This is a genomic window from uncultured Devosia sp., from assembly GCF_964244875.1.
In the GTDB taxonomy this organism is placed as follows: domain Bacteria; phylum Pseudomonadota; class Alphaproteobacteria; order Rhizobiales; family Devosiaceae; genus Devosia.
Genome location: NZ_CAXTKA010000002.1, coordinates 1 through 26,068, shown reverse-complemented (window position 1 = coordinate 26,068; position 26,068 = coordinate 1). Strand labels below are relative to the sequence as shown.

Annotated in this window: 23 protein-coding genes; 13 read left to right on the top strand and 10 right to left on the bottom strand. The window is 64.0% G+C overall.

Features of this window, described 5'->3' with window-relative positions; all coding sequences use genetic code 11:
- Positions 1-342 precede the first annotated feature (342 nt).
- Positions 343-1,257, top strand: a complete 915-nt coding sequence (locus ACFE8X_RS02585) for a hypothetical protein (protein ID WP_375449890.1) — start codon at positions 343-345, stop codon at positions 1,255-1,257.
- A gap of 69 nt (positions 1,258-1,326) precedes the next feature.
- On the opposite strand, the gene ACFE8X_RS02580 is transcribed toward ACFE8X_RS02585, so the two are convergent.
- From ACFE8X_RS02580 to ACFE8X_RS02570, 3 genes are all read right to left on the bottom strand, one after another.
- On the bottom strand, positions 1,327-1,563 hold the full coding sequence (locus ACFE8X_RS02580; protein ID WP_375449889.1) for a hypothetical protein: 237 nt from the start codon (positions 1,561-1,563) through the stop codon (positions 1,327-1,329).
- A 72-nt stretch (positions 1,564-1,635) separates the two neighbouring features.
- Entirely contained in the window at positions 1,636-1,923 is a 288-nt protein-coding gene (locus ACFE8X_RS02575) for a DUF6894 family protein (protein ID WP_375449888.1), read from the bottom strand.
- A gap of 102 nt (positions 1,924-2,025) precedes the next feature.
- On the bottom strand, positions 2,026-2,955 hold the full coding sequence (locus ACFE8X_RS02570) for an aldo/keto reductase family oxidoreductase (RefSeq protein ID WP_375449887.1): 930 nt from the start codon (positions 2,953-2,955) through the stop codon (positions 2,026-2,028).
- A gap of 207 nt (positions 2,956-3,162) precedes the next feature.
- Between ACFE8X_RS02570 and ACFE8X_RS02565 the strand changes: the two genes are divergently transcribed.
- From ACFE8X_RS02565 to ACFE8X_RS02540, 6 genes are all read left to right on the top strand, one after another.
- Positions 3,163-4,176 (top strand): iron ABC transporter substrate-binding protein, encoded by a 1,014-nt coding sequence (locus ACFE8X_RS02565; RefSeq protein ID WP_375449886.1) that lies wholly within the window; start codon positions 3,163-3,165, stop codon positions 4,174-4,176.
- A 101-nt stretch (positions 4,177-4,277) separates the two neighbouring features.
- Positions 4,278-5,816, top strand: a complete 1,539-nt coding sequence (locus tag ACFE8X_RS02560) for an ABC transporter permease (RefSeq protein ID WP_375450291.1) — start codon at positions 4,278-4,280, stop codon at positions 5,814-5,816.
- Positions 5,816-6,901: an ABC transporter ATP-binding protein gene (locus ACFE8X_RS02555; protein ID WP_375449885.1), complete on the top strand. Its 1,086-nt coding sequence runs from the start codon at positions 5,816-5,818 to the stop codon at positions 6,899-6,901. The genes ACFE8X_RS02560 and ACFE8X_RS02555 overlap by 1 nt, the downstream gene beginning before the upstream one ends.
- Before the next feature lie 143 nt (positions 6,902-7,044).
- Positions 7,045-8,271 (top strand): efflux RND transporter periplasmic adaptor subunit, encoded by a 1,227-nt coding sequence (locus ACFE8X_RS02550; RefSeq protein WP_375449884.1) that lies wholly within the window; start codon positions 7,045-7,047, stop codon positions 8,269-8,271.
- 9 nt (positions 8,272-8,280) lie between these two features.
- Positions 8,281-11,412: an efflux RND transporter permease subunit gene (locus ACFE8X_RS02545; protein WP_375449883.1), complete on the top strand. Its 3,132-nt coding sequence runs from the start codon at positions 8,281-8,283 to the stop codon at positions 11,410-11,412.
- A gap of 428 nt (positions 11,413-11,840) precedes the next feature.
- The gene (locus ACFE8X_RS02540) at positions 11,841-12,065 is read left to right on the top strand and encodes a hypothetical protein (protein WP_375449882.1); all 225 of its coding nucleotides are present in this window, start codon (positions 11,841-11,843) and stop codon (positions 12,063-12,065) included.
- 22 nt (positions 12,066-12,087) lie between these two features.
- Here ACFE8X_RS02540 and ACFE8X_RS02535 read toward each other — a convergent pair whose 3' ends face one another.
- On the bottom strand, positions 12,088-12,252 hold the full coding sequence (locus tag ACFE8X_RS02535) for a hypothetical protein (protein ID WP_375449881.1): 165 nt from the start codon (positions 12,250-12,252) through the stop codon (positions 12,088-12,090).
- A 210-nt stretch (positions 12,253-12,462) separates the two neighbouring features.
- Here ACFE8X_RS02535 and uxaC point away from each other — a divergent pair, with 210 nt between their 5' ends.
- Complete coding sequence (gene uxaC, locus ACFE8X_RS02530; protein WP_375449880.1) at positions 12,463-13,878, top strand: glucuronate isomerase; 1,416 nt, start codon at positions 12,463-12,465, stop codon at positions 13,876-13,878.
- 133 nt (positions 13,879-14,011) lie between these two features.
- Here the strand turns inward: uxaC and ACFE8X_RS02525 are convergent, their stop codons facing one another.
- Entirely contained in the window at positions 14,012-14,188 is a 177-nt protein-coding gene (locus ACFE8X_RS02525) for a hypothetical protein (RefSeq protein WP_375449879.1), read from the bottom strand.
- 191 nt (positions 14,189-14,379) lie between these two features.
- Here ACFE8X_RS02525 and ACFE8X_RS02520 point away from each other — a divergent pair, with 191 nt between their 5' ends.
- Both ACFE8X_RS02520 and ACFE8X_RS02515 read left to right on the top strand, forming a co-directional pair.
- Positions 14,380-15,228 (top strand): aminoglycoside phosphotransferase family protein, encoded by an 849-nt coding sequence (locus ACFE8X_RS02520; RefSeq protein WP_375449878.1) that lies wholly within the window; start codon positions 14,380-14,382, stop codon positions 15,226-15,228.
- 143 nt (positions 15,229-15,371) lie between these two features.
- On the top strand, positions 15,372-15,881 hold the full coding sequence (locus ACFE8X_RS02515) for a CAP domain-containing protein (RefSeq protein ID WP_375449877.1): 510 nt from the start codon (positions 15,372-15,374) through the stop codon (positions 15,879-15,881).
- Between the two features lie 151 nt (positions 15,882-16,032).
- Here the strand turns inward: ACFE8X_RS02515 and glpK are convergent, their stop codons facing one another.
- Positions 16,033-17,520: a glycerol kinase GlpK gene (gene glpK, locus ACFE8X_RS02510; protein WP_375449876.1), complete on the bottom strand. Its 1,488-nt coding sequence runs from the start codon at positions 17,518-17,520 to the stop codon at positions 16,033-16,035.
- A 300-nt stretch (positions 17,521-17,820) separates the two neighbouring features.
- Entirely contained in the window at positions 17,821-19,326 is a 1,506-nt protein-coding gene (gene glpD, locus ACFE8X_RS02505) for a glycerol-3-phosphate dehydrogenase (RefSeq protein WP_375449875.1), read from the bottom strand.
- A gap of 178 nt (positions 19,327-19,504) precedes the next feature.
- Here glpD and ACFE8X_RS02500 point away from each other — a divergent pair, with 178 nt between their 5' ends.
- Positions 19,505-20,440, top strand: a complete 936-nt coding sequence (locus ACFE8X_RS02500) for an AEC family transporter (protein ID WP_375449874.1) — start codon at positions 19,505-19,507, stop codon at positions 20,438-20,440.
- 68 nt (positions 20,441-20,508) lie between these two features.
- Positions 20,509-21,282, top strand: a complete 774-nt coding sequence (locus tag ACFE8X_RS02495) for a class I SAM-dependent methyltransferase (RefSeq protein WP_375449873.1) — start codon at positions 20,509-20,511, stop codon at positions 21,280-21,282.
- A gap of 33 nt (positions 21,283-21,315) precedes the next feature.
- On the opposite strand, the gene ACFE8X_RS02490 is transcribed toward ACFE8X_RS02495, so the two are convergent.
- The 3 genes from ACFE8X_RS02490 to ACFE8X_RS02480 form a co-directional block, all read right to left on the bottom strand.
- Complete coding sequence (locus tag ACFE8X_RS02490; RefSeq protein WP_375449872.1) at positions 21,316-22,164, bottom strand: transglutaminase domain-containing protein; 849 nt, start codon at positions 22,162-22,164, stop codon at positions 21,316-21,318.
- A gap of 5 nt (positions 22,165-22,169) precedes the next feature.
- Positions 22,170-23,120 carry an alpha-E domain-containing protein gene (locus tag ACFE8X_RS02485; RefSeq protein WP_375449871.1) on the bottom strand — a complete coding sequence of 317 codons (951 nt, stop codon included), beginning with the start codon at positions 23,118-23,120 and terminating at the stop codon, positions 22,170-22,172.
- Positions 23,121-23,325: 205 nt separating this feature from the next.
- A complete protein-coding gene (locus ACFE8X_RS02480; protein WP_375449870.1) occupies positions 23,326-24,747 on the bottom strand; it encodes a circularly permuted type 2 ATP-grasp protein in 1,422 nt (473 codons plus the stop codon).
- Between the two features lie 272 nt (positions 24,748-25,019).
- Between ACFE8X_RS02480 and ACFE8X_RS02475 the strand changes: the two genes are divergently transcribed.
- Positions 25,020-25,949, top strand: a complete 930-nt coding sequence (locus ACFE8X_RS02475) for a 2-hydroxyacid dehydrogenase (protein ID WP_375449869.1) — start codon at positions 25,020-25,022, stop codon at positions 25,947-25,949.
- Positions 25,950-26,068: the final 119 nt, after the last annotated feature.

Below are 26,068 nucleotides of genomic sequence, written 5' to 3'. Positions count from 1 at the left end.
ATGAGATGTTGCGGTCGGTGATGGACAACGGTCTTTCCAGGACTGGAAAAACCAAGAGAAAGCCAAGACTTGGAGTTGAAAAGTGTCGGCGCGCCGAACATCGGGACCTCGCGGGGCAGCATGACTGCTCAACCTGCAGAACCGCAAAGCCGTTCCCAGGATAGCACAAGCTGCTCGCGCTACACCAAATCGTGGCCGATATCCCCCTTGTACCGCCGGTTGCACACGATATTTGTGCGCTAGCGTACGCACCGGACATGGTTAGTACCCGTTAATGATTCTCGGTTTTAATCCACACAACTGCAGGGCAGTGGCAAGACCGCCCTCATCTTGAGAACGAATATGACGCTCAATTTTACCCAAAACGTGTTTCCTCTGTTTCATCCGACCAATCTGGATGACGTCAAGGACCCATGCCCGGTATTCGATGGGCACCTCTGGCACATGTTCGGCTCCGGCGGAACAGTGACGACCGAGACCTGGATTCTTTTTCACGCCACCTCGGCCAGCATCGAAGGACCATGGGTCGAGCATCCGCCCGTGACGCTGCCGATCAGCGGCTCAGGCATTGCGGCGCCGGGCGTGATCTTCGATGATGGCATCTTCCATATGTTCGTCCAGACCGAATTCATGAAGTCCGGGGGCAGGGTCGAGCACGCGGTATCCAATGACGGCTTCAACTGGGTCGTGCTGCCGCCCGCCATCATGGCGATTTCGGAAACGTCCGAGCACGGCGTATACGATCCACACCCGGCGGTGATCGGCGGCATCAAGTATCTGGTCTATTCGGCAATGCCGAGCTTCACCCGGGTGCCGCAGCCCGACGTCTATCTGGCGCGCAGCACGTCGGGCACCTGGTTCGGGCCTTGGGAACGCGTGGGCAAAATTCTCGATCATGCCGACGTTCCCCACCACAACCATCGCGACGATCCCGATTACGAATGGGGCATCGAGGGGGCGCAACTGGTAGAATTGCCGGACGGCCGCGTTTTGATGAACGCGACCTGCTTTCTTCCCACGGGCAAACGCGGCACGCGGCAACGCGTGTTCTTTGCCGTTGCCGGTAATGTAAGTGGACCCTATCGTTCGCTCGGTCCGGTTCTTGATCCGATGCGTCCCGGCGAGAACGGGCACTCCACCGTGATGATCGCCGGCCAGGAACTGCTCCTGTTTTACCAAAGCCGCATCGAGACCACCAACCATCGCTGGCGCTTCGGTATTGCCCGGTGCCCGGTCACCGACGTGATCGCCGCTTAGCGCGCGCGTCGACTGCTTCGATCCGGATTGCGCTGTGACGGCGCAATCCGCGTTCATGGCTGCGAATGGCTAGTGTTTGACCGTTTTCGCCTCGCGCAGGATTTGTTCTGCTAGTGCCTTGACCGTGTCGCCGTCATACTCGTCCCCATTGGACCGCACGGTGTCCCCGGCGCCCCCAAGGTATTCCACGTGCAACTGGCCGAGATCGGTGCCCGGCAACTTGGTGAGCCTCATGCCCGAAGGATTGTGGGTAATGGAATTTTCCCCGGTCACCTCGAACTGGTCACGCATGACTTCCTTGGACATAGTTATACCTCGCATACGGATGGCCTTGAGGAATTCGTCAGTCCGCCCGCGGTTGCGAGCAGTCAACCTGCGTTAAAGCTTGCTGGGTCCGGAGGCCGCTGCAGCAACGCTGATGTCGCTTTCGGTCGCGGTCTGCTTCGGACGCGCCTCGGCGGAGTAGGGCACGCGAGCGAGCAGCATCCGTCCCTCGTCCTCGATCTCGAACACGCCCTGAACACCATCCGCGTCGGCCATGGCAACGGCGGCCTGAGCCGCGAAACTGGCTTCGTCCAATGCCTCGTTCAGCGACCCCAGCTTGAGCCCGTCAATGTCCATCTGGTGCCCTTGCGGGCTGCGTAGATTGAAGAAAAACCGTGGCATCGTGACCTCCTGGTCGCCATTCGCAACGGCAACGACCTGCGGACTCGAAAGTTCCTGCGGCCTTGCTTCTTCCCGGTCGATCTTGCGGAAACCCCTATCGCCTCAGGGCAGTATATGCCCGGCGGCAGTGAACAGCCTGTACCATTCCTGCCGCGTCAGCGGCACGGCCGAGCCGGCAGCAGCTTCCGTGACGCGCTCCGGTTTGGTCGTGCCCAGCACCACCTGGATATTGGCCGGGTGGCGGGTGATCCAGGCCACGGCAATGCCGGTGGGCGTGACGCCATACTGGTCCGCCAGCGCGTCGATCGCGGTATTCAGTTCGGCAAAATTCTCGTTATCGCCCAGAAACACGCCATCGAAGAACCCCTTCTGGAAGGGCGACCAGGCCTGCAGCATCATGTCGTTGATGCGCGAATATTCCAGAAGGCCATTGTCGCGGCTGACCGATTGGTCCAGGCCCGCCATGTTGACCGCGACACCGGCAGCGATCAGCGGTGCATGAGTAATGCTCAATTGCACCTGGTTGACGATCAAGGGCTGCTTGACCGCGGTTTTGAGCAGCTCGATCTGGCCGGGCGTCTGGTTGGACACCCCGAAATGGCGCACCTTGCCGGATTTTTCGAGCGTCTCGAACGCCTTGGCGACATCCTCGGGCTCGACCAGCGTATCGGGCCGGTGCAGCAGCAGGACATCGAGATAATCGGTGCGCAGGGCCGCAAGCGATTCATCGACCGAACGCAGGATGTGCTCGGCGGAAAAATCGAAAAAGCCCTGGCGAATGCCCACCTTGCTTTGAATAACGATCTGCTCGCGGTCCTTTGCCGTCAGGCGCACCGCTTCGCCGAAGCGGGACTCGCAGCGATGACGCTCGCCGCCGTAGATATCGGCATGGTCGAACACGTCGATGCCGGCATCGCGAGCGGCGCCAACCAGGCGCTGGATTTCGGCGTCGCTCATCGCGGCGATCCGCATCAGGCCCAGGATGACGCTGGAGACATCGCGCCCGGTTCCGGGCAGTGCAAAGGTTTTCATGCTGTTGGCCTGTCAGGGTTTTGTGCTCGATGGACATTTGGCGCCGACGCCGATGCGCAGCCATGATCCTTTAATGTGGGCACGTGAACGTTGTTCCCGCCAATCCGCACAAAGTGCCGCAGTCGCATGGGCTGATATAAGTTGACAGCATCGATCATAATTTCTTACCTGCCCCCACGTCCTGCGTCGGGACAGAAGGAGGCAATTTTGCAGCTCAATTTCTCACCTATCGTCAGCACGCTCGCCATTGCCGTTGCTTTTGCGGCGCTGTCCGGCTCGGCAATGGCGCAGGATACCGGCATCACCATCTACAATGCCCAGCACGAATCGCTGACCCAGGGATGGGCCGATGCGTTCACCAGGCAAACCGGCATCCCCGTCACCATCCGCCAGGGCAGCGACCTCGAGGTTGGCAACCAGCTGATCCAGGAAGGCGCCAATTCGCCCGCCGACGTGTTCCTGACCGAAAATTCGCCGGCCATGGTGCTGGTCGACAATGCCGGCCTGTTCGAGCCGCTGCCGGCCGATATCACCGACCAGATACCCGCCCAGTACCGTCCCCCAAATGCCCATTGGACCGGCATCGCCGCCCGCTCCACCGTCTTTGCCTACGACACGCGCAAGTTGACGGCGGACACCCTGCCCAAGACCATGGACGAGCTGGCCGACCCCGCCTGGAAGGGCCGCTGGGCCGGCTCCCCTTCGGGCGCCGATTTCCAGGCCATCGTCGCCGCCTATCTGTCGCTCAAGGGCGAAGCGGCCACCACCGCCTGGCTCGACGGCATGAAGCAGAACGCAGTGATCGTGCGCGGCAACCGCGCCGCCATGGCGGCCGCCAACAATGGCGAAGTGGAAGGCGCGCTGATCTACCACTATTACTGGTTCGGCGATCAGGCCGGCACCAAGGAAAACAGCGCCAATGTCGCGCTGCATTATTTCAAGAACCAGGATCCCGGCGCGTTCGTCTCGATTTCCGGCGGTGGCGTCCTGGCCTCCAGCCCGCACAAGGCCGAGGCCCTGCAGTTCCTCAAATTCGTCACCGGTCCCGAAGGCCAGGCCGTCTTGCGCGAAGGTACCTCGTTCGAATACGCCATCGGTGTCGATCAGGCGGCCAATGCGGCCCTGACCCCGCTGGCCGATCTGGATGCGCCCGCCATCGATCCCACCCAGCTTGACAACGTCAAGGCCTCCGAGTTGATGACGGCGGCCGGCTTGCTGTAAGCGGGGCGGGAAATGTGCATTGAATCGCCGCCGGTGGCTTTGGCCCCGGCGGCACTGTCTTTGGAAGGCGGGCCGCATTGAGCCTAGCAGTGTCATCGCAGCTGTCATCGGCCCGCCAGCCGGGTAACTGGCTGCGCCTGCCCGTGATCGTGCCCGCCGTCCTCGTCGCGCTGTTCAGCTTGATCCCGCTCGGCTTCATTGTCGCGATTGCCGTCACCAGCGGCTGGGATACCGTCCAGGCGCTGGTATTGCGGCCCAAAGTGGGCGAACTGCTGTTCAACACCCTCATCCTGATCGCCCTCAGTCTGCCCATCGCCATCGTGCTGACCGTGAGCCTGGCCTGGCTGATCGAGCGCGCCGAAATTCCCGGCGCCCGGCTCTGGTCCTGGCTCCTGGTGGCCCCCCTTGCCATACCCGCCTTTGTGCACAGCTATGCCTGGGCCAGCGTCATGCCCAGCCTGCATGGCCTTGCCGGCGCGGTCCTGGTCTCGGTCCTGGCCTATTTTCCCTTTCTCTACCTGCCCGTCGCCGCCCAATTGCGCCGCCTCGATCCGACCCTGGAGGAAACCGCCGCCTCTCTCGGCCACGCCCCCGCCACCATCTTCATCATTGTGGTCTTGCCCCAGCTCCGGCTGGCCATCTGCGGCGGCGCCTTACTGATCGGCTTGCATCTGCTGGCCGAATACGGGCTGTTCGTGCTGATGCGCTTTGATACCTTCGCCACCGCCATCGTTGATCAGTTCCAATCGGTCTATAACGGCCCCGCCGCCAATCTCCTGGGCGGCGTTCTGGTGCTGCTGTGCCTCGGGCTCTTGCGCCTCGAAGTGTTCGCCCGCGGCGATGAGCGCTATGCCCGTGTCGGCTCCGGCGCTGCGCGCCGCGCACCCAAATGGCGTCTCGGGCCCTTCGGGTGGATCGCCATGCTGCTGCCGCTGCTGGTGACCGTGCTCGCCGTCGGCGTTCCCATCCTGACGCTGACCCGCTGGCTGGTCAGCGGCGGCGCGGCGGTCTGGCGCGCGGACGGCATTCTGCCAGCGCTCTGGCAAACCGCACTGCTGGCGCTTGGCGGCGCCGGTCTCACCACCCTTGCGGCCTTGCCCATCGCCTGGCTCAGCATCCGTGCCCCCAGCCGCCTGCAGCGCCTGCTTGAAGCCTGCCACTATTATGTCGGCGCGCTTCCTGGGGTCATCGTCGCCCTGGCGCTGGTGACCATCACCGTCCGCGTTGCCCTGCCGCTCTACCAGACCATGGCCACGCTCCTTTTGGCCTACCTTCTGATGTTTTTGCCGCGCGCACTGGTTGGCCTGCGCGCCAGCATCGCCCAGGCGCCCATCGAGCTCGAGCGCGCAGCCTCGAGCCTGGGCAAGCGGCCGCTGGTGGCCGTCTGGACCACCACCATGCGCCTGGCCGCGCCTGGCGCCGCCGCCAGTGCGGCCCTGGTTGCCCTGGGCATTGCCAACGAGCTGACCGGCACGCTGATGCTCGCGCCCAATGGCACGAGAACCTTGGCGATGCGCTTCTGGTCCTATACCAGCGAGCTGAACTTCGCCGCCGCCGCGCCCTACGCGCTGCTGATGGTCGTTCTATCCCTGCCGCTGGTCCTGTTGCTCAGGCTGGAAGCCGATCGAGAATCCAAGTGATGAGCCTCCTCAAACTGGACAATATAACCAAGCGCTACGGCAGGTCTGCCGCGCTCACCGGCCTGAACCTGGCCGTGCCCGCCGGCAGCCGCACCGCCATTGTCGGCCCCTCCGGCTCCGGCAAAACCACGCTGCTGCGCCTCATCGCCGGCTTTGAAGCCCCCGACCAGGGCCGCATCGCGCTGGGCGACAAGGTGCTCGCCGACGGTGTCACCGCTGTTCCCGCCCATCGTCGCGGCATCGGCTATGTCGCCCAGGAGGGGGCATTGTTTCCCCATCTTACCCTGGCCGCCAATATCGGCTTCGGCATCGATCGCAACAGCCCCAATCGCCAGGCCCGCATCCTCGAGCTGATGCAGCAGGTGGGCCTTGCCCCCGCCATGCGTGACCGCCGCCCTCACCAGCTGTCCGGCGGCCAGCAGCAGCGCGTTGCCCTGGCCCGCGCCATGGCCCGCCAGCCCCGGCTGATGCTGCTCGACGAGCCGTTTTCCGCGCTCGATGCGGGCCTGCGCGAAGCCATGCGCGACATGGTGGGCGATGTGCTGAGCACTGCCGGCATCACCACCATTCTCGTCACCCACGACCAGGCCGAAGCGCTGTCCTTTGCCGACCACCTGGCCGTGCTGCGCGATGGCGTCGTGGTCCAGGCCGGCCCGCCGCAGGACCTCTATTTGCGCCCCACCGACGCACAGACCGCCCGTTTCCTGGGGGATGCCATTATCCTTCAGGCCAGCCTGGAGGATGGCTTTGCCCATACCATCCTGGGCAGCGTCCCCGCCGACGCCGTGGCCCGGCGCGGCAATGCTACCATCATGCTGCGCCCCGAACAGCTTGAACTGGTGCCGGTCGCGCCTGGCCCGTCCGCCACCACCAGTCTTGGCCGCATCGTCGGGCGCAGTTTTCGCGGCTCCACCTGGCGCCTGCTGATCGAGCACCTGCCGGCCAGCAGCGTCGGCCTGCGCTTTCCCAGCCTGGCGCTCGAAACCTCGAGCATTTTTACGCTCGAAACGCCCAGCCTCACCCCGCTCGAGATCGGCGCGACGGTCCAGATTCAGATTGTCGGCACCGCCCATATCCTGGCGTGAAAATCAGATAATTGGTCGTTGCACCATAACGTTACAGCAAATTAATATCCAATCCGCCCCGTTTCAGGCATCATTGCGGACATGAGCGGGGCCCCATCCCGCATGCGCAACCGCACAGGGGTATTCCCGCATTGATACGGCAATTGCTGATTTGTCTGGTTATTCTGGTGCTCGCCGGCGCGGGCTGGATGCTGTTCGTTCCCGGCGCCGAGCAGACCCTTGCCGGCTTCGGCATTACCTTGCCGGCCGTGGCGGGCCGGCCGGCCGGCCAGCAGGTGGCCAGCATTGACCCCCAGGCCCCCGCCGGTCAGCGTCCGGGCGCCGCTCCAGGTGGCGGTCGGCCCGGTGGGGCAGGCGGGTTCGGCGGCGGTCGTGGCCGCATGTCCTCGGTCGTCACCAGCGCCGTCACCATGGCCACCATCAACGATAGTCTGGCCGCCATCGGGCAGGGCAATGCCGTTCGCTCCGTCACGGTCGGCGCGCTTTCGGGTGGAACGCTCCAAGACCTGCTGGTTGCGCCCGGCGACAAGGTCACGGCCGGCCAGATCATCGGCCGGCTCGACGCCGATACCGAACAGATCGATTTCGATATCGCCAAGCTAGCGGTCGCCGATGCCGATGCCACGCTGACCCGCAATCAGGACCTGGCCCGCTCCAATCTGGTCGCCAGCTCCGCCCTTGCCACCGTGCAATTGGCCGCCGACAATGCCCGGCTCGAGCTGCGCAATGCGGAGGTCGCGCTGCGCCGCCGCACCATTACCAGTCCCATTGCCGGCACGGTTGGGCTGATGCAGGTCACGCCGGGCAATTACCTGTCCGCCCAGACCGTCGTCACCACCATCGAAGATGCCTCCTCGGTGCTGGTCGATTTCTGGGTGCCCGAGCGTTATGCCGCCGCGATCGATGTGGGCATGCCGGTCACCGCCACCGCCACCGCCTTGCCGGGCCGCAGCTTCGATGGCCTGGTCAGCGCCGTCGATAACCGCATCGATCCCGAAAGCCGCACCCTGCAGATTCAGGCGCGCATTCCCAACGACGACAATGCCGTGCGTCCCGGCATGTCGTTCTCCGTCGCGCTCCAATTTGTCGGCGAACAGTTCCCCGCCGTCAGCCCGCTGTCCATTCAATGGTCGGCCGAAGGCTCCTATGTCTGGGCCTATGTCGATGGCAAGGCCCACAAGGTCATGGCCGAAATCGTGCAGCGCAACAGCGATGGCGTGCTGGTGCGCGGCGATCTCAAGCCGGGGGATGCCATCATCTCCGAAGGCGTGCTGCAATTGAGCGAAGGCACTGCGGTCACGCTGCTCGATGGTCCGGGTGGCGATGCTCCGGTCGAGTCGGCCGCGGCCCCCGCCGCGCCGAACAGCTAGGAGCGGGCCATGTCGTTGCAGCAACAGCAGAACGAACGCGGCGGCATGCTGGCAACCTTGTTCGTGCGCCGGCCCGTCCTGGCCCTGGTGATCAATGCCCTGATCATGGTGGGTGGCCTTGCGGCCTTGCTCGGGGTCGAAATTCGCGAGTTGCCCAGCGTCGAACAGCCGGTGCTCTCCATCAGTACCAGCTTCACCGGCGCTGCCGCCGAAACCGTGGACCGCGAGATCACCGCGGTGGTCGAGGGCGCGGTCGCCCGCGTGCAGGGCGTGGCCTCGATTTCCTCCAGCTCCTCCACCGGCCAAAGCCGCGTCACCCTGGCATTCAACGACGGCACCAATCTGGATACCGCCACCTCCGACGTGCGCGACGCCTTGAGCCGCATCGGCCGCGATCTGCCCGACGATGTCGAGGATCCCACGATTTCCAAGGCGGACAGCAACGCCCAGGCCGCCATCCAGCTTGCCGTGACCTCCGACACCATGAGCATAGCCGACCTGAGCGAACTGGTCGAAAACGACATTTCCGAGCGCCTCGCGGCCGTCCCCGGCGTCGCCGAAGTCCAGGTCAACGGGACGCGCGACACCGCCTTCGAGATCGATGTGGATCAGGCCAAGCTCGCTAGCCTGGGCCTCACCGTCGCCGACATTCGCAATGCGCTATCGACCATCGCCTTTGACTCTCCGGCCGGCTCGATCAACGGCGCCAACCAGAACATTTCCGTGCGTGCCGTCGCCGACGTCAACACGCCCGCCGAGTTCGAAAACCTGATCATCAGCGGCAACACCCGCCTGGGGGATGTCGCCAGCGTGGTGTTCGATGCCGCGGCCAGCACCTCGGGCCTGCGCAGCGATGGCAAGCCCGGCATCGGGCTGGGCATCGTGCGCCAGGCGCAATCCAACACCATCGAGATTTCCGAGGGCGTCAAGGCCGCCGTCGACACCCTCAACGAAATTCTGCCCGAAGGCGTCGACATCAAGATTTCCAGCGATGAATCCGTGTTCATCGAAGGCGCCCTGCACGAGGTCGAAGTGGCGCTCGGCGTAGCCCTGGTCGTGGTGACGGCGATCATCTTCCTGTTCCTGCTCGATTGGCGCGCCACGCTGATCCCTGCGCTCTCCATGCCGATCGCCCTGCTGGGGGCGGTCGCCGGCATCTACCTGGCCGGCTTTTCGCTCAATATCCTGACCCTGCTGGCGCTGGTCCTGGCGACCGGCCTCGTGGTCGATGACGCCATCGTCGTGCTCGAAAACATCGTGCGACGACGCTCCATGGGGGCCGGCAACCGCGCCGCCGCCGTGCTCGGCACTCAGGAAGTGTTCTTTGCCGTCATTGCCACCACGCTGACCCTGGTCGCCGTCTTCGTGCCTTTGTCGTTCCTCCAGGGCCAGACCGGCCGGCTGTTCCGTGAATTCGGCTTCACCCTGGCCATCGCCGTCATGGCTTCGGCCGTGGTCGCGCTGACGCTGGGGCCGATGCTGGCGTCGCGCCTGCTCAAGTCCGGCGTCGAAACCAAGCACCATACCGGTGGCCCGCTCGGCTGGCTCGGCCGCAAGCTCGGCGGCCTGTACCGCATGACTTTGCATCATGCGCTCAACAATCCCATGGTCATCCTGCTTATCGCGCTGATCTTCGCGGCCGCCTCCTACGCGGTGTTCACCCAGTTGCGGCAGGAAATCACCCCGGCCGAGGATCGCGCGCAGATCAACCTGCGGGTCTCCGCGCCAACCACGGTCAGCCTGGATTTCACCCGCTCGCAGATGCAGCGGCTCGAGGATCTGCTGCAGCCCTTCGTCAAGAACGGCGAGATCAGCTCCATCTTCGTGCTGTCGGGCTTTGGCAATGGCGGCTTCCTCAGCCTGCGCCTGGCCCCATGGGATCAGCGCGAGCGCAGCCAGGCCGAAATCGTCGCCGACATCAACCGGCTCCTGCCCTTGGTGCCTGGCGTGCGCGCGTCGCTGTCGCAGGGCAACAGCCTTGGCATTCGCGGCGGCGGTAATGGCCTGCAATTTGCCGTCGTTGGCGACAATTACACCGATCTGGCTGCCGCAGCTCAGACGATCTCCGATACGCTGGAACAAAATCCGGCCTTTGGCGATGTGAGCGTCAACTACGACACGACCCAACCACAACTGACCCTGACCATCGATCGCGAGCGGGCCGCGGCCCTCGGCATCGATATCGACGGCCTCGCCACCACGCTGCAGGCGATGATCGATGGCGCCGATGTCGGCAATGTCTTCATCAACGACACCAGCTATGAAGTGCGTATGGTGTCGACCAAGTCACCCATCAACGACCCGCACGATCTCGAAGGCATCTTCATCAAGACCGCCGATGGGCGCTATGTGCCGATGTCCACCATTGCCAGCATCGTCGAAGCGCCCATTTCGCCCAATCTGGGTCGCGAAGAACAGCGCCGCGCCGTGACCGTTACCGCCAGTCTCGACGGCCTGGCCCTGGGCGACGCCTACAGTCAGGCGGTCCAGATCGCCCAGCCCTTGCTGCCCGAGGGCATGGCGATCATTCCCTTGGCCGAGGCCAAGACCATCGGCGAAGCCAACAATGGCCTTCTGGTCACCTTCGGCTTTGCCATCGTGATCATCTTCCTCGTGCTGGCTGCCCAGTTCGAAAGCGTCTGGAGCGGCATCATCGTCATGATCACCGTGCCGTTTGGCATCGCCGCATCCATCTATGCGCTGTTCCTCACCGCTGGCAGTCTCAACATCTACAGCGAGATCGGCCTGGTGCTGGTTGTCGGCATCATGGCGAAAAACGGCATCCTGATCGTCGAATTCGCCAATCAGCTCCGCGACCGCGGCCTTGGCGTGCGCGAGGCCATCGAGGAAGCCGCCAATATCCGCCTGCGCCCGGTGCTGATGACCATGATCGCCACCATCCTGGGCGGCGTTCCCCTGGTCCTGGCCAGCGGGGCAGGGGCCGAGGCCCGCCAGGCACTTGGCTGGGTCATCGTCGGCGGCCTGTCCATCGCCGCCATCTCGACCCTCTATCTTACGCCCGTCGCCTATCTCCTGATGGCCCGCTTTTCCAAGGCCCACATCGAAGAACAACAACGTATTTCCCGCGAACTCGACGCCGCCAACCAACTGGACACGCCCGACCCTGCGCCGGCCGAATAGCCACTCGGCCCGTCCGACGACGCCCCCACCGCGATCCGGTCGGGGCAGGCTATGGCATATCACCAAGGCTGCTGGCAAAATGCCCCAGTCGACACCTCCCTCTACCAGGGGGAGGATCAAGGTGGGGGTTTTACTAGCCCCGAAACCGGGTCCCGCACCCCACCCAGCCTCACTCTATCAAGTGGACGAGCCACCCTTTGACCTTGGCCGTATCGCGCCAGGCCATGAGCTATAGGCCCGCCCTCGGCTAATAGTGAGGGCAGGTTCTCGCACCGCGCTCTCAATTCCCCTACCTTTTGGAATGTCCTTCCAATACGTCGGGCGATTATGCACAAATATAACTCGACTAAATTGGTATAGTAACGGAAAGTTAAAGCTGCGGGACGGTCCGCCGTCCGGCTCAAGCGATCAACGTGGAGGAACGGACAGTGATTCACTTCTTCGGTATTCTCGAGCCTGGCGCCCGCCGGCATGTTTCTGCCGCTGAGGCTCCCAACAAAACCAGCTTTTTCACCCCCGCCGACCCCATTGCCGGCCGCGATGCTGCCCTGTCCCCCGCCGAACTGGATGCCTTGATCCTAAACGGCAAGCAGCCCGAAGATGGCGCCGAAGACCGCCGCTTCACCTATTCGCTGGCGCTCCACTCCTGGTAGCGTTCCGCTGGTGGCGTAGGTCCTAAACCAGCCGGATCATCACTGCGGCGGCGACAGCGACGATGCCGAAGGCGGTCAGCCCCGCCACCACCAGCATCATCTGCGCATGTCGCAGATGGTTTATCGACCGCGCCTTGCCGCGCACGGCCTTTATGCCGCCCATGTCGTCTGCCCCGATATGAGCCATGCTCTGTCCCCCGTCGCCGGCACGATGCCGATTGCGCCAATGGGCAGCCGCCTTGAAAGCTGTTTCTCACCCGTTCGGCCAAGCTAATCCGGCATCGGTGGGGCGGGGACAAGCTTTGGCAAATGCAGTTAATTTACATAAAATACCACAGGCCTAAATCTTGTATGGTAGATGTTGATATGGCTGCCATAACATGGCAAGACTCGGGCTATGACCTTTCCAGCCCATCTGCATCCCGATCGCCTCTTTCCGCCCGCCGAGCCCGCCCGCTCCATTGCCCGCGCGCTCTATCCCGCAGTCAAGGACCTGCCGCTGGTCAGCCCCCATGGTCACACCGACCCCGCCTGGTTCGCGCGCAACCAGCGGTTTTCCGATCCAGCGACCCTGTTCCTGACCCCCGATCATTATGTATTGCGCCTGCTGCGCAGCCGGGGCCTCAGCTATGACGATCTGGGCGTGCCCCGCAAGGACGGCAAGCCGGTCGCCGATGGCCGCAGCGCCTGGCGCCTCTTTGCCGCCAATTATCACCTTTTCGCCGCCACCCCGTCCAAGCTGTGGATCGATCACGCTTTGCAGTTCGCTTTCGGCATCGAGACCGAACTGACCCCCGCTACCGCCGACGCCATCTACGACACCATCGCCGCCGGCCTGGACAAGCCCGACTTGCTGCCGCGCGCCATTCTCGACCGCGCCAATGTCGAGGTCATCGCCACCACCGAATTTGCGCTCGATCCGCTCACCCACCACCAGTCCATGCTGGCCGATGGCTATATCGGCCGCGTCCGCACCACTTATCGCCCCGATGACGTGACCGATCCCGCCCGGCCCGCCATCGTGCAAAACCTGCAGCGCTTCGGCGAGCTTACCGGCGAAAACATCGCCACCTGGGCCGGCCTCATCAATGCCCACCGCAATCGGCGCGAGTATTTCCGCCGCTTCGGCGCCGTTGCCACCGACCATGGCGTGCCCAGTGCCGCCACCGCCGATCTGCCGCTGGTGGAAAAGCAGGCCCTGCTCGACAAGATTCTGTCCGGCAGGCATGACGCCGCCGATGCCGAACTGTTTCGCGCCCAGATGCTCACCGAAATGGCCCTGCTCTCGGTCGAGGACGGCATGGTCATGCAGATCCACGCCGGCTCCCGCCGCAATACCGATCCGCTCCTGCTGGCCGAGCGCGGCCCCGATCTGGGCGCCGATATCCCCGGCACCACCGATTACGTCAATGGCCTGCGCCCGCTGCTCGGCCGCGCCGGCAACGAGCCCAATCTGCGCCTCATCATGTTCGTGCTCGACGAAACCACCTATGCGCGCGAACTCGCCCCCATGGCCGGCTACTGGCCCTCCCTGATGATCGGCCCGCCCTGGTGGTTCCACGATAGCCCTCAGGGCATCCGCCGCTATCTCGACCAGGTGGTGGAAACCGCCGGCTTCTACAACCTGGCCGGCTTTAACGACGACACGCGCGCTTTGCTGTCGATTCCGGCTCGCCACGACGTCTGGCGCCGCGAAATCTGTGGCTTCCTCGCCAACTGGGTCGCCGACCACCGTCTCTCCCGCTCCGCCGCCGAAGACCTCGCCAAACACCTCAGCTACCAGGCCGCCAAGGACGCCTACCGCATCAGCTAGTCCCCTCATCCGACCTTCGGGCACCTTCTCCCACGATGGGAAAAGGGGCATCGTGCATTGCTGAACTCGCAGCCAACCCTCGCCCCTCGTGGGAGAGGGTGGATCGGCCGCAGGCCGAGATGGGTGAGGGGTTCTAAGGCGCCTTCCACAACACCATGAGCAGCACCACCAGCCCCAGCCCCAACAGCGCCAGCAATCCGCCAACCCCGCTTAGCACATGCCGAACCGCCGAAATCTCCGTCTCGTCCGCCGCTACGATATCGCGGTAGGGCCGCTCCCGGTCGGGCTCATCCGCCGATTGATGCGTCATGACCTGGCCTCCCCGGGGCTGTGTCGCGCCAAGCCCGAGACTGCGCCCGCCAGGTTAATCGGCATTAAGCCTTTTCAGCATTCCGCTTATCAACCTTACCGAAGTGCAAACGCGCCGCACCCGATCAAGTTTTGCACCAAACGCCGCGCAATGGTCGACGGCAGCCGCCATTGTGCTGTAATGGCGCCATCATGAATCAGTCGCCCACCGAAACCGCCCTCAATCGCGCCATGATCCGCTGGTCGCTGACCAAGTCCACGCCGATCGCCCAGACCGCGACCAGCGCCATTTTTCGCGTCGAACAAAATGGCCGCAACTTTGCCGTGCTCAAGATCCTCAAGCCCGTCGCAGCCGTGGAGGAACGACGCGGCGCTGCGTTGATGAACTGGTATGGCGGGGAGGGCGCGGCCACCATCTTCGACATGCATGGCGATACCATCTTCATGGAATGGCTCGATGGCGGCACCCTGGGCGACGCCGTCCGCGCCGGCCACGACGATGATGCCACCATCGCGCTGTGCACGCTCACCGCCAGTCTGCACCGTGCGCGCGACGGCGCCCCTGAGGGCCTTCTGCCGCTGCGCCAGCGCTTCCAGGCGCTGTTCGATACCGATGTGCGCCAATGGCCCTATACCGCGCGCGATCTTTACGCCCGCGCCACCGGCGTCGCCCTGACCCTGTTCGATAAACCCGCCGCCAGCATCCCGCTGCATGGTGACCTGCACCACGACAACATCATGTCCTCCGATCGCGGCTGGCTGGCCATCGATCCCAAGGGCCTGCTCGGCGATCCGCTCTACGATGTCGCCAATGTCTTCCGCAATCCCCATGGCGCGCCAAACCTGGTCTCCGATCCACGCCGCATCCAGGCCCTGGCCGATGCCTTCGCCGCCCGCCTGGGCTTCAACCGCAAGCGCGTCCTGGGCTGGGCTGCCGCCCATTGTGCCCTCAGCGCCTGCTGGGATCTGGCCGCCGGCAATCCCATCATCGCCGATCTGGCCGTGCTGCCGTTGCTGCTGAGCGCATATGATCAGGCCTGAAGCCGCTGTGTTGCCATTCATCACACACTCAATTGCGATTTCAAATGCGCCAATGGATCGGCTAGGCTCGCTAATGTTCGGCCCCGGCTTGATTTGTCACCAGATCGCCCGGCATTCCGGATCGTCGCAATCGGAATGCCTTCATGCTTGATCTGACTCGCCGCAGCTTTCTCGTCCTTGGTGCCGCCACCGCACTCAGCGCCTGCGCCACCACAATGCCCCTGCTGCCGGCATCGTCCAGCGCAGCGCCTGAAAGCCTCAGTCGCGAGCAGATCATCGCCGCCATCAACGCGGTGCGTGCCGCCAATGGCGCACCACCCTGGAGCTACAGCCCCCAGCTCGAAGCCGCGGCCCGCTCGCAGGCCGGCCTGTGCGCGGCACGAAATGTGCTTAGCCACAATCTCGGCGTCACCCTGCGCGAGCGTGTCACCAAGGCCGGCTATGCCGGCGCGGTGGGCGAAAATCTCGCCGGTGGCCACAAGACGCTCGACAGCGCCATCCAGGGCTGGATGAATTCCCCCGGCCACCGCTCGACCTTGCTGTCGCACAAATTCACCGAATTCGGCCTCGCCACCGCCCGCACCGCCAAGGGCAAGACCTACTGGGCCATGATCGCCGGCGGCAGCTTCGACGCCTGGCGGGTGTATCGGTAGAGCCGGGCTGGCGCCGTTCCAAAACTCGGCGTCATTCCCGCGTATGCGGGAACCCATTCTTCTAACCAAACTGGCTTCCGCCCCACCAGTGGAGCCCCTCCTCCCCCTTGCAGGGGGAGGCCGGGTGGGGGTCCGGGAGCCCCGATCCCACCTACCGCAGCAGCGTCCGCCGCACCGCCAAATCCCAGCCCTTCAATTTCCGCTTGCGCTCGCCCGCCGCCATCACCGGCTCGAACCGCTTGTCGCATTCCCAGCTGGCTGCAAATTCGGCCTGGTCCGGCCATACGCCGGCTTTGTAGCCGGCCAGCCAAGCCGCCCCCAGCGCCGTGGTTTCCAGAATCACCGGCCGGTCGACCGGTGCGTCCAGCATGTCGGCCAGGCACTGCATGGTCCAGTCCGATGCCACCATGCCGCCATCCACGCGCAGCACCGTGTCTCCGCCGGCCTTCCAGTCCTTGCGCATGGCCTCCAGCAGGTCGCGCGTCTGGTAGCATACCGCCTCCAGCGCCGCCTTGGCGATTTCGGCCGGCCCGGAATTGCGCGTCAATCCATAGATCGCCCCCCGCGCCTCGGCATCCCACCAGGGCGCCCCCAGTCCCACGAATGCGGGGACCATATAGACATGCTGGCTCGGGTCCGCGCTCAGCGCCAGCGGCCCGGTCTCGCGCGCATGCTGGACGAGCTTCAGCCCGTCGCGAATCCACTGCACGGCCGCTCCGGCCACGAAAATCGAGCCCTCCAGCGCGTAAGTGGTCTTGCCGTCCAGCCGATAGGCAATCGTGGTCAGCAGCCGGTTCTTGCTGCGCACCATGTCGGCGCCAGTATTCAGCACCGCGAAACACCCCGTGCCATAGGTCGATTTCATCATGCCCGGTGCAAAGCAGGCCTGCCCGATCGTGGCGGCATGCTGGTCGCCCGCCACCCCGGCAATCGGGATCGCCGCGCCAAAGATCGACGCCTCCGTCACCCCGAAATCATCGGCGCAGTCCTTGACCTCGGGCAGCAGTGCGGCCGGCACCTCCAGCAGCTTGAGCAGGTCCTTGTCCCACCGATGGCTTTCGATATTGAACAGCAGCGTCCGGCTGGCATTGGTCGCGTCGGTCGCGTGCACCTTGCCGCCGGTCAGCCGCCAGATCAAAAAGCTGTCGATCGTCCCAAACGCCAGTTCGCCCTTTTCGGCCCGCTTGCGCGCACCCGTTACGGTGTCCAGCAGCCACTTGACCTTGGTGCCCGAAAAATACGGGTCCAGCAGCAGCCCGGTTTTTCTGGTTATGGCCTTTTCATGCCCCGCCTTGCGCAGTTTGGCGCACAGGCCGGCGGTCCGCCGGTCCTGCCACACGATGGCATTGTGAATGGCCTTGCCGGTCTGACGGTCCCAGATCAGCGTCGTCTCGCGCTGGTTGGTGATGCCGATTGCCGCAATATCCTTGGCCTCGAGCTTGGCCTGCGTCAGCGCCGTCTTCACCGCCCAGACCACGCTCTCCCAGATTTCCTCGGGATCGTGCTCCACCCACCCGTCCTGGGGAAAATACTGGGTAAATTCCTTCTGCCCCACCCCGGCAATCCCGCGATCGGGTCCAAACACCATTGCCCGGCTCGACGTCGTCCCCTGGTCGATCGCCAGGATATAGTTGGTCATTGTTTCTCCTCTTCTTTCTTGCCCTCGCCCCTTGCGGGACTTGAAGGCTTTGGCAACGCCACAAGCCGTTCCAGTGGAACGTCTTGAGCCGAACAAGGACAGCAATTCTGCGTCCAGCAGATTTGCAGCGTGAGGGGTCCTGCCATCTTATGCGTGACGCTGTCGAAAGCACCCCCTCCCATCCTCCCCCATCAAGGGGGAGGTGTCTGCCGGTGGCTTGAACTGAATTGAGCTTCAAGAGCGGAGAGAAACCTCCCCCTTGATGGGGGAGGTAGGAGGGGGTGATGGTCTGGCCTCGATCTAAGCAAACCGAACCTCCGCCAAATACCCCTCCAGCCGCTCCACCTCCGCCGGCCCCACCCGCAGCCCCAGCTTCGTGCGCCGCCACAGCACATCCTGCGCCGTGCGCGCCCATTCATTGGCCACCAGGTAATCCACCTCGGCGGCATAAAGGTCCGCCCCGAAATGGGTCCCCAAATCCTGCAGCGACCCAGCCTGACCCAGGATCGCCCGGGCCCGCGTGCCATACAATCGCATCAGTCGGTGCGCGAATTTCTGCGGCAACCAGCCATAATCCATCGCCAGCCGGCGCACCTCCGCCGCAAAGGCCAGCGGCTCGAACTCGCCGCCCGGCAGCTTGGCGATCTTGGTCCAGGCCGGGCCCTTCTTGCCCAGCACGTCCTCGATCTTTTCCACCACCGCCTCGGCCAGCCGCCGCGACGTCGTCAGCTTGCCGCCGAACACATTGATCGCGGCGCCTTCCGCCGCGCTGCCATCGAGCTTGAGCACATAGTCGCGCGTGGCTTCCTGCGCCGCGCTGGCGCCATCGTCGAACAGCGGCCGCACGCCCGAATAGGTCCAGGCGATCTGTTCGCGCGTCACCGGCCTGGCGAAATATTCGCTGGCCGCCGAACACAGATAATCCGTCTCCGCGTCGCTGATTTTCACGTCCTTGGGATCGTCGTGATAATCCAGGTCCGTGGTCCCGATCAGCGTGAAGTCCTGCTCATAGGGAATGGCGAAGATGATCCGCCCGTCCGCGTTCTGGAAGATATAGCAGCGGTCGTGCTCGTAAAGCTTGTGCACCACGATATGGCTGCCCTTGACCAGCCGCACATTGGGCCGGCCGTTCTTGCCCATCACCCCGTTGATGACGCTATCCACCCACGGTCCCGCCGCGTTGACGATCAGCCCCGCCCGCACCTGGCTCACCGCGCCCTCCGCGTCACGCATCTCGATGGCCCATTGCCCGCCATCCCGCCTTACGCTCGTGACCTTGGTGCGCACGCGCACGTCGGCGCCCCGGTTGGCCGCGTCGCGCGCGTTCAGCACCACGAACCGCGCATCGTCCACCCAGCAGTCCGAATATTCGAACCCCGTGCGATAGTCGCCCTTGAGCGGCTTGCCGGTTTCATGGGTGCGCAGGTTCAGCGTCTTGGTCGGCGGCAACAGGCGTCGCCCGCCCATATAATCATACATTGCCAGCCCGGCCCGCAGGATCGCCGCCGGCCGCAGGCCCTTGTGGTGCGGCAACACGAACCGCAGCGGCCAGATGATATGGGGCGCATTGGCCCACAGCACTTCGCGTTCCGCCAGCGCCTCATGCACCAGCCGGAATTCGTAATGCTCCAGATAGCGCAATCCGCCATGCACCAGCTTGGTCGCGGCCGACGACGTGCCCGAGGCTAGGTCGTTCATTTCCGCCAGCATCACCGAATAGCCGCGCCCCACTGCGTCGCGCGCCACGCTGGCGCCATTGACGCCGCCACCGACGACGAAAACGTCCACGAAATTGTCGTCAGCCATCCGCTCGTGTTCCCGCTTTTTGCCACTGGCCTTGGCTTCATACGCGAATGGCGCCCAAACCAAAAGATTTCCGTTTCGCTTTGTCGCGCCTGTCCTACAGGCGCCGCGCTAATCGTGCCGGCGCCATTGACCCCGCCGGAGACGGGGGCTAGGGCAGGGGGTCTGTTAGGTCCTGCCCATGCTCACCATCCTTGCCGTCATTGCACCGATTTTCGCGCTGATGGCGTTTGGCTTCGGTGCCGTCCGCTTCAAACTGTTTCCCGCCGATGGCATCCGCAGCCTGATTGCCTTCGTTAACAATTTCGCGACACCCTGCCTGCTGTTCCACTCCATCCTGACCAGCGATTTCCGCTCGGCCTTCAACCTGTCGATCATCGGCCCGTTCTACCTGGGCGCCGTGATCTGCTTTGCCATCGGCATCGTCATTGCCATCAAGGGGTTCGGCAACACCCCCGGCGAGGGCGTGTCGGTCGGGTTTTCCGGCACCTTTACCAATACGGTCCTGGTCGGCCTGCCGATCATGCAGCGCGCCTACGGGCTTGAATCCCTGCCGGTCACCCTCTCCATCATCGGCCTGCACGGGGCAATCCTGTTGACGGTCGGCATGGTCACCATGGAACTGGTCCGCCGCGATGGCCAGCCGCTCGGCAAGACGCTGCTCGTCGCCGCCCGCCGCGTCCTTTCCAATCCGCTGATCTGGGGCATCGGCGGCGGCTTCATCGCCGCCCTGCTCGGGGTGACCCTGATCGAGCCCGCCGAAGCCTTCCTCGTCATGATGAGCCAGGCCGTCGTGCCCGCCGCCCTCTTCGGCATCGGCGGCGCGCTCAACGAATACAAGCTCTCCGACAATTGGAAACAGGCCCTCGTCGCCTCGCTGATCAAGCTGATCCTGCACCCGATTCTGGCCTATATTCTGATGATCTGGGTGCTGCGCGTGCCCATGGAGATCGCCCGCTACGGCATCCTGCTCTCCGCCATGCCCGCCGGCGTCAACGTCTATGTCTTTGCCACCTACTACAAACGCGGCGAAAGCGTCGCCGCCAACACCATCCTCATCGCCACGATAGCCTCGGCCGTGACGATATCGGGATGGCTGCTGATCCTGGGTTCGTGACAATGTCCGGCAGTGGTCCGAATTCAGCCAGGCCGCGTAAGATAAGCGATTTGCTCGATGGGGAAGTGATGAAGCCCGATTACGGTATCGATGCGCCCGGCGTTCGCCGCGGCATGTTTAGCGCAGGCATTGTGGGAGCCGCCATATTGATCGTGGCTCTGACAACCGCCGGCAATACTTCTGGAGCGTTGTCGACCGGTTTGACGGTGATTGCGATGCTTGCCGGTGTCGCAGGTGCGTATGGGTTCGGCATGGCAGCCTACATGACCTATGGCAGCCGCGTCGGAAAACAGCGCACCCGCGAACGGTTACTCGATCTCGCGAACCAAATTGCGCCTTGGACGGGCGACGAAAATGTCCTTGATGTTGGTTGTGGCCGTGGCCTCATGATGGTGGGCGCGGCACGGCGTCTAACAACCGGCAAGGCCGTCGGCGTTGATCTTTGGCATGCCGAGGATCAAGCCGACAACTCGCCTGATGCCGCCCTTGAAAACGCCCGCCGCGAGGGAGTGCAAGACCGGGTAAGCGTGGAAACCGGCGATGCTCGGGTTCTTCCGTTTGGCGATGCCAGCTTTGACGTGGTGCTCTCCCATTGGGTCGTTCACAACATAGCCGAGGCAGCGGATCGGTCCCGCGCTGTTGATGAAATGTTGCGGGTGCTAAAGCCCGGCGGTGTGATCGTGCTGGCAGATATCGCGCACCAGGCGGAGTATCAGCAGCAACTCACGGCCAGGGGCGTGGCTGACGTTCGGACCTATACCGGCGGCTGGGAGTCACGGATCATCGGGGCATTGAGCGGCGGGTCCTTCCGGCCGCAAGCCCTGGTCGGACGGCGCACCTGACGAGCCCGTTCCACGACGCAAACGCCGCGAAAACTAAGCCACCGCCTCAACGCTCACCCCGATCTCTACCGGCCCATCCCCCGCCGGCACCGCCCGCAACGGTTGCGCCGAATGCCCGTCCAGCCCCACCGCCAGCCGCACATGCCGGTCGGTCGGGCACAGCCCCAGCATCGCATCGAACCCCACCCAGCCCAACGCCTCGTCATAGCCCTCGGCCCACGCGTGGAATGCCGCCGGCTCGTCCTCGTCGCCCACCAGATACCCGGTGATGTAGCGCGCCGGAATATTCAGCGCCCGCGCCGCCCCGATAAAGGCCTGCGCATAATCCGTTGCCGGGGGCCTGGGCAGTTCGGGCGCCAGTTGTGCCCCCTCCGCCGCTGTTGGCCCGCCCTGGCTTTGGCTCTGGCTTTGCGATTGCCCGCCCTGCGATTGCGATTGGCTCTGCACCTTGTCGGGTGATCCCAAAACCTCGCCCACCCGCGCCATCAGCGCATGCAACACATCGAGCCGGCTATCCTTGCTGCCGCGAAACCGGCCATACAGCGCCACCGGCGCCCGTGTCAGCGGCGTCACCCGCTTGAACAGTGCCGGCACCGGCCCCGGTCCGCCCCGCCCGAACACGCCGTGCCGGTCCAGCGTGTTCACCACGCCCTCGACGCTCACCACCAGCGCGCCCTCGGGCCGCGCCTGGTTGACCAGATGCGCGATATTGCCGAAGGCATCGGTAAACCTTCCGGCGGTCTCGATGCCCGCCATGTCGACGCTCCAGCGCTCCACGCTCTGCGTCGGCCCGTTCTGGGGCGTCAGCAGCAATTGCAGTACGGCATTGGGGCTGCCCTCGGGCGGCGTCGTGCTCAACTGGTGGCGAATGGTGATGCGCATGGCTCTCAATAAAAATTATAGCTGGCCGACAGCGTTTCGGACACCCGGTTGTTGCGCGCAATGAACTCGGTCAGGAACTCGTGCAGGCCATGCGCGAAAATGGTTTCCATATTGGTATTGGAGACCATCGCGCACAATTGCGCCGCCGCCTCCTGGCATTCCTGCCGCTTGCCGTAAATGCCGGCCAGGCTGTCCAGCGTGTCCTCGATATAGCGCGCGCAAAAGATCAGCGACCGCGGCATTTCCGGCCGCAACATCAAGAAATCTGCGATATTATGCGCCTTGTAGCGGTCGTGATAGACATGCAGATAGCTGCGATGCGCCGATGCCGCGCGCAGGATCAGCGTCCATTGCTGGATATCCAGGTCCCCGCCCACCATCTTGGCCCGCGGCAGCAGCACGTAATATTTGACGTCGAGGATGCGCGCCGTATTGTCCGCCCGCTCGACGAAGTTGCCTGCCTGCGAAAACGCAAACCCGTCATCGCGCAGGATCGTCCCCAGCAGCGCCCCGCGAAATTCGTGACTCAATTGCTTGACCCAGCTCAACAGGCCCAACAGCTTCGCCCCCCTGACGTCGCGCGGCTTGATCTGGGAAAATTCCAGCCACCCGGCATTGAGGCTTTCCCACATGTCGATGGTGATTGCCGTGCGCACCGAGCGCGCATTGGTCCGCGCCGCCATGAGGCACGAATAGACCGACGATGGATTGCCGGCGTCGAACATCATGTAATGGGCCACCGTATCGAGGTCCGCCTGCCGCCCGGTCGCCCCGAACGCCTCGTCCACCTCGGCTGCCCGCATCATCGATATCAGGTGCTCGCTCGCGCCCCCCTCGCGCCGCGACGTCAGGCTCATCCGATACCCCACCTCCAGCAGGCGCGCCATATTCTCCGCCCGCTCGACGTAACGCGAGAGCCAGAACAGGTTCTGCGCCGTCCGTCCGAGCATGCTCATGGTTGTATCTTGCCAGATGCTGTCCGACGGCAGGCGGCTGCGTGCCACGCCCTCGTGGTTCGAGGCGCTGAACAAGCGCACCTCACCATGAGGGCTACTCTCGGTGCGGCGCTCCAGTCGTTCTCATGGTGAGGTGCGAGCCCTTCGCGAGCCTCGAACCACGAGGGCGTGGCACGTGTGGAAGATGCGGGCGAACGATCCATCATCAATCTTCCAGCACCCACGTATCCTTGGTGCCTCCGCCCTGGCTCGAATTGACCACCAGCGAGCCCTTCTTCAGCGCCACCCGCGTCAATCCCCCCGGCGTGATCCGCACATCCTCCCCCATCAGCACATAGGGCCGCAAATCCACATGTCGCGGCGCGATCCCCGCATTGACGTAAGTGGGGCAGGTGGAGAGCGCCAGCGTCGGCTGCACGATGTAATTGTCCGGCCGGGCTTCGATCCTGCGGCGAAACTCGGCATGCTGCGCCTTGCTCGAGGTCGGCCCCACCATCATGCCATAGCCGCCCGAGCCGTGCACTTCCTTGACCACCAGGTCCCCGATATTGGCCAGTACCCAGTTGCGTTCCTCGGCATCCACGCAATTATAGGTCGGCACATTATTGAGGATCGCCTTTTCCCCGAGATAGAATTCGATGATCTCGGGCACATAGGTATAAACCGCCTTGTCATCGGCAATCCCTGTGCCCGGCGCATTGACCAGCGTCACATGGCCTGCCCGATAGGCGTTGAACAGGCCCGGCACGCCCAGCATCGAATCGGGGCGAAACGTCAGCGGGTCGACATAGTCGTCGTCGATCCGCCGATAAATCACGTCGATCCGCTCCGGCCCGGTCGTGGTGCGCATGTAGACCTTGCCGCCATCCACGAACAGATCGTGTCCTTCGCACAGCGTCGCGCCCATCTGGTCGGCCAGGAACGAGTGCTCGAAATAGGCCGAATTGTAGATGCCCGGCGTCAGCACCGCGATATTGGGCGATGAACCGGCGCCCGCTGGCGCGACGCTTTCCAGCGTGCGCCGCAGGTTTTCGGGATACGTCTCGACCGGCGCCACCTTGATGCGCTGGAACAGGTCCGGCGCCAGCTGCATCATCGCTTCGCGGTCTTCCAGCATGTAGGAAACGCCCGATGGCGTGCGCAGATTGTCTTCCAGAACATAGAATTCGTCCGGCCCCACCCGCACGATATCGACCCCGATGATATGGGCATAAACCCCGCGCGCGGGCTCCAGCCCCATCATTTCGGGGCAAAATGCCGAGTTCTGCAGGATCAGCTTTTCCGGAATCCGCCCCGCCTTCAAGATCTCCTGGCGATGATAGATGTCATAGAGGAACGCGTTCAGCGCCCGCACCCGCTGCTCGATCCCTTTGGACAGCTTGCGCCATTCCATCGCCGAAATGATGCGCGGGATCACGTCGAACGGAATGACCTTTTCGGTGCCTTCTTCGGAGCCATATACGGCGAACGTGATACCCAGCTTGCGAAAAATCGCTTCCGCATCCGATTGCATCAAGCTCAGCGCCTTGTCGGGCTGCTCGTCCAGCCACTGCGCCAGCGCCCTATAAGGTTCGCGGACCGTGCCATCCGCATTGTGCATTTCGTCAAACGGCACTATCTCGCCCATTCTGCTCCGAAAATATGCGGCTCATCCCATCGCCTTGCCATTGCTACACATTTGTGGGGCGGCGTCCAGCCACATCCGGCTGCGCCTGTCCCCAAAATGCCCAGAGATGGCCATGCACTGAGTCCCCTTCTCCCCTTGAGGGACTTCGAAGCGACGGCGCAGCCGGCAAATCGCTCCAGTGGAGCGGTTTGAGCTGAGAAGGCGCCCGAAGGGCGGATGAGGGGTTGCGGTGTCGGCTTGTGCCGCTAAGCTGCCGCCAAAAAGGAAATTCCATGCCCATTGATATCCTGCAGACCGGAAAACTCCACGCCTCGTGCGAGGCTACCCTTGCCGAACGCTACACCGTCCACAAGCTGCATGAAGCCACCGACAAGGACGCGTTCCTCGCCGAGATCGCTTCCCGCATCCGCGCCCATGCCGGCAGTGGCGTCCAGGCCGATCTGATCGGCAAGCTCCCCAAGCTCGAAATCATCGCCGGCTTTGGCGTCGGCACCGACAATATCGACATCGGCGCCGCCAAGGCGGCCAATGTGCGTGTCACCAACACGCCCGATGTCCTCAACGATGCCGTCGCCGAACTCACCATCGGCATGATGATCGCGCTCGCCCGCCGCATTCCCCAGGGCGACCGTTTCGTGCGCGATGGCAAATGGCCCGGCGCCGGCTTGGGCCTGTTTTCCGAACTCACCGGCAAGACCGTCGGTATTCTCGGCCTCGGCCGCATCGGCAAGGAGATCGCCACTCGCGCCCAGGCCATGAAGATGCGCGTCGTCTATCACGGCCGCAAGCGCCAGGACAACGTACCCTATAGCTACTACGACACCCTGCTGGCCATGGCCCGCGACTGCGACTGGCTGGTCCTGATCGCGCCCGGTGGCCAGGGCACGGACCGCATCGTCTCGCGCGCCGTGCTCGAAGCGCTGGGTCCCAAGGGCATGCTGGTCAATGTCGGCCGCGGCACCCTGGTCGACGAGCCCGCCATGGTCGATCTCCTGCTGAACGGCGGCCTGGGCGGCGCTGCCCTCGACGTCTTCGAAAACGAACCCCAGGTCCCCGCCGCCCTCTTCGCGCTCGACACTGTCGTGCTCTCGCCCCACCAGGGCAGCGCCACCCACCAGACCCGCGACGCCATGGGCGCCACCTTGGTCGCCAACCTCGACGCCCACTTCGCCGGCAAACCCCTGATCAGTCCGGTGGTGTGAGGGCAGGGCGCTTGGCACAATCCCACCCCACCCACGGTGTCACCCCGGCCTCCGGGTCGCTTCTCGCCCGAAGACAGGCTCCGGCCGGGGCCTATCCCGAGATACCGCCACAGCCGCAA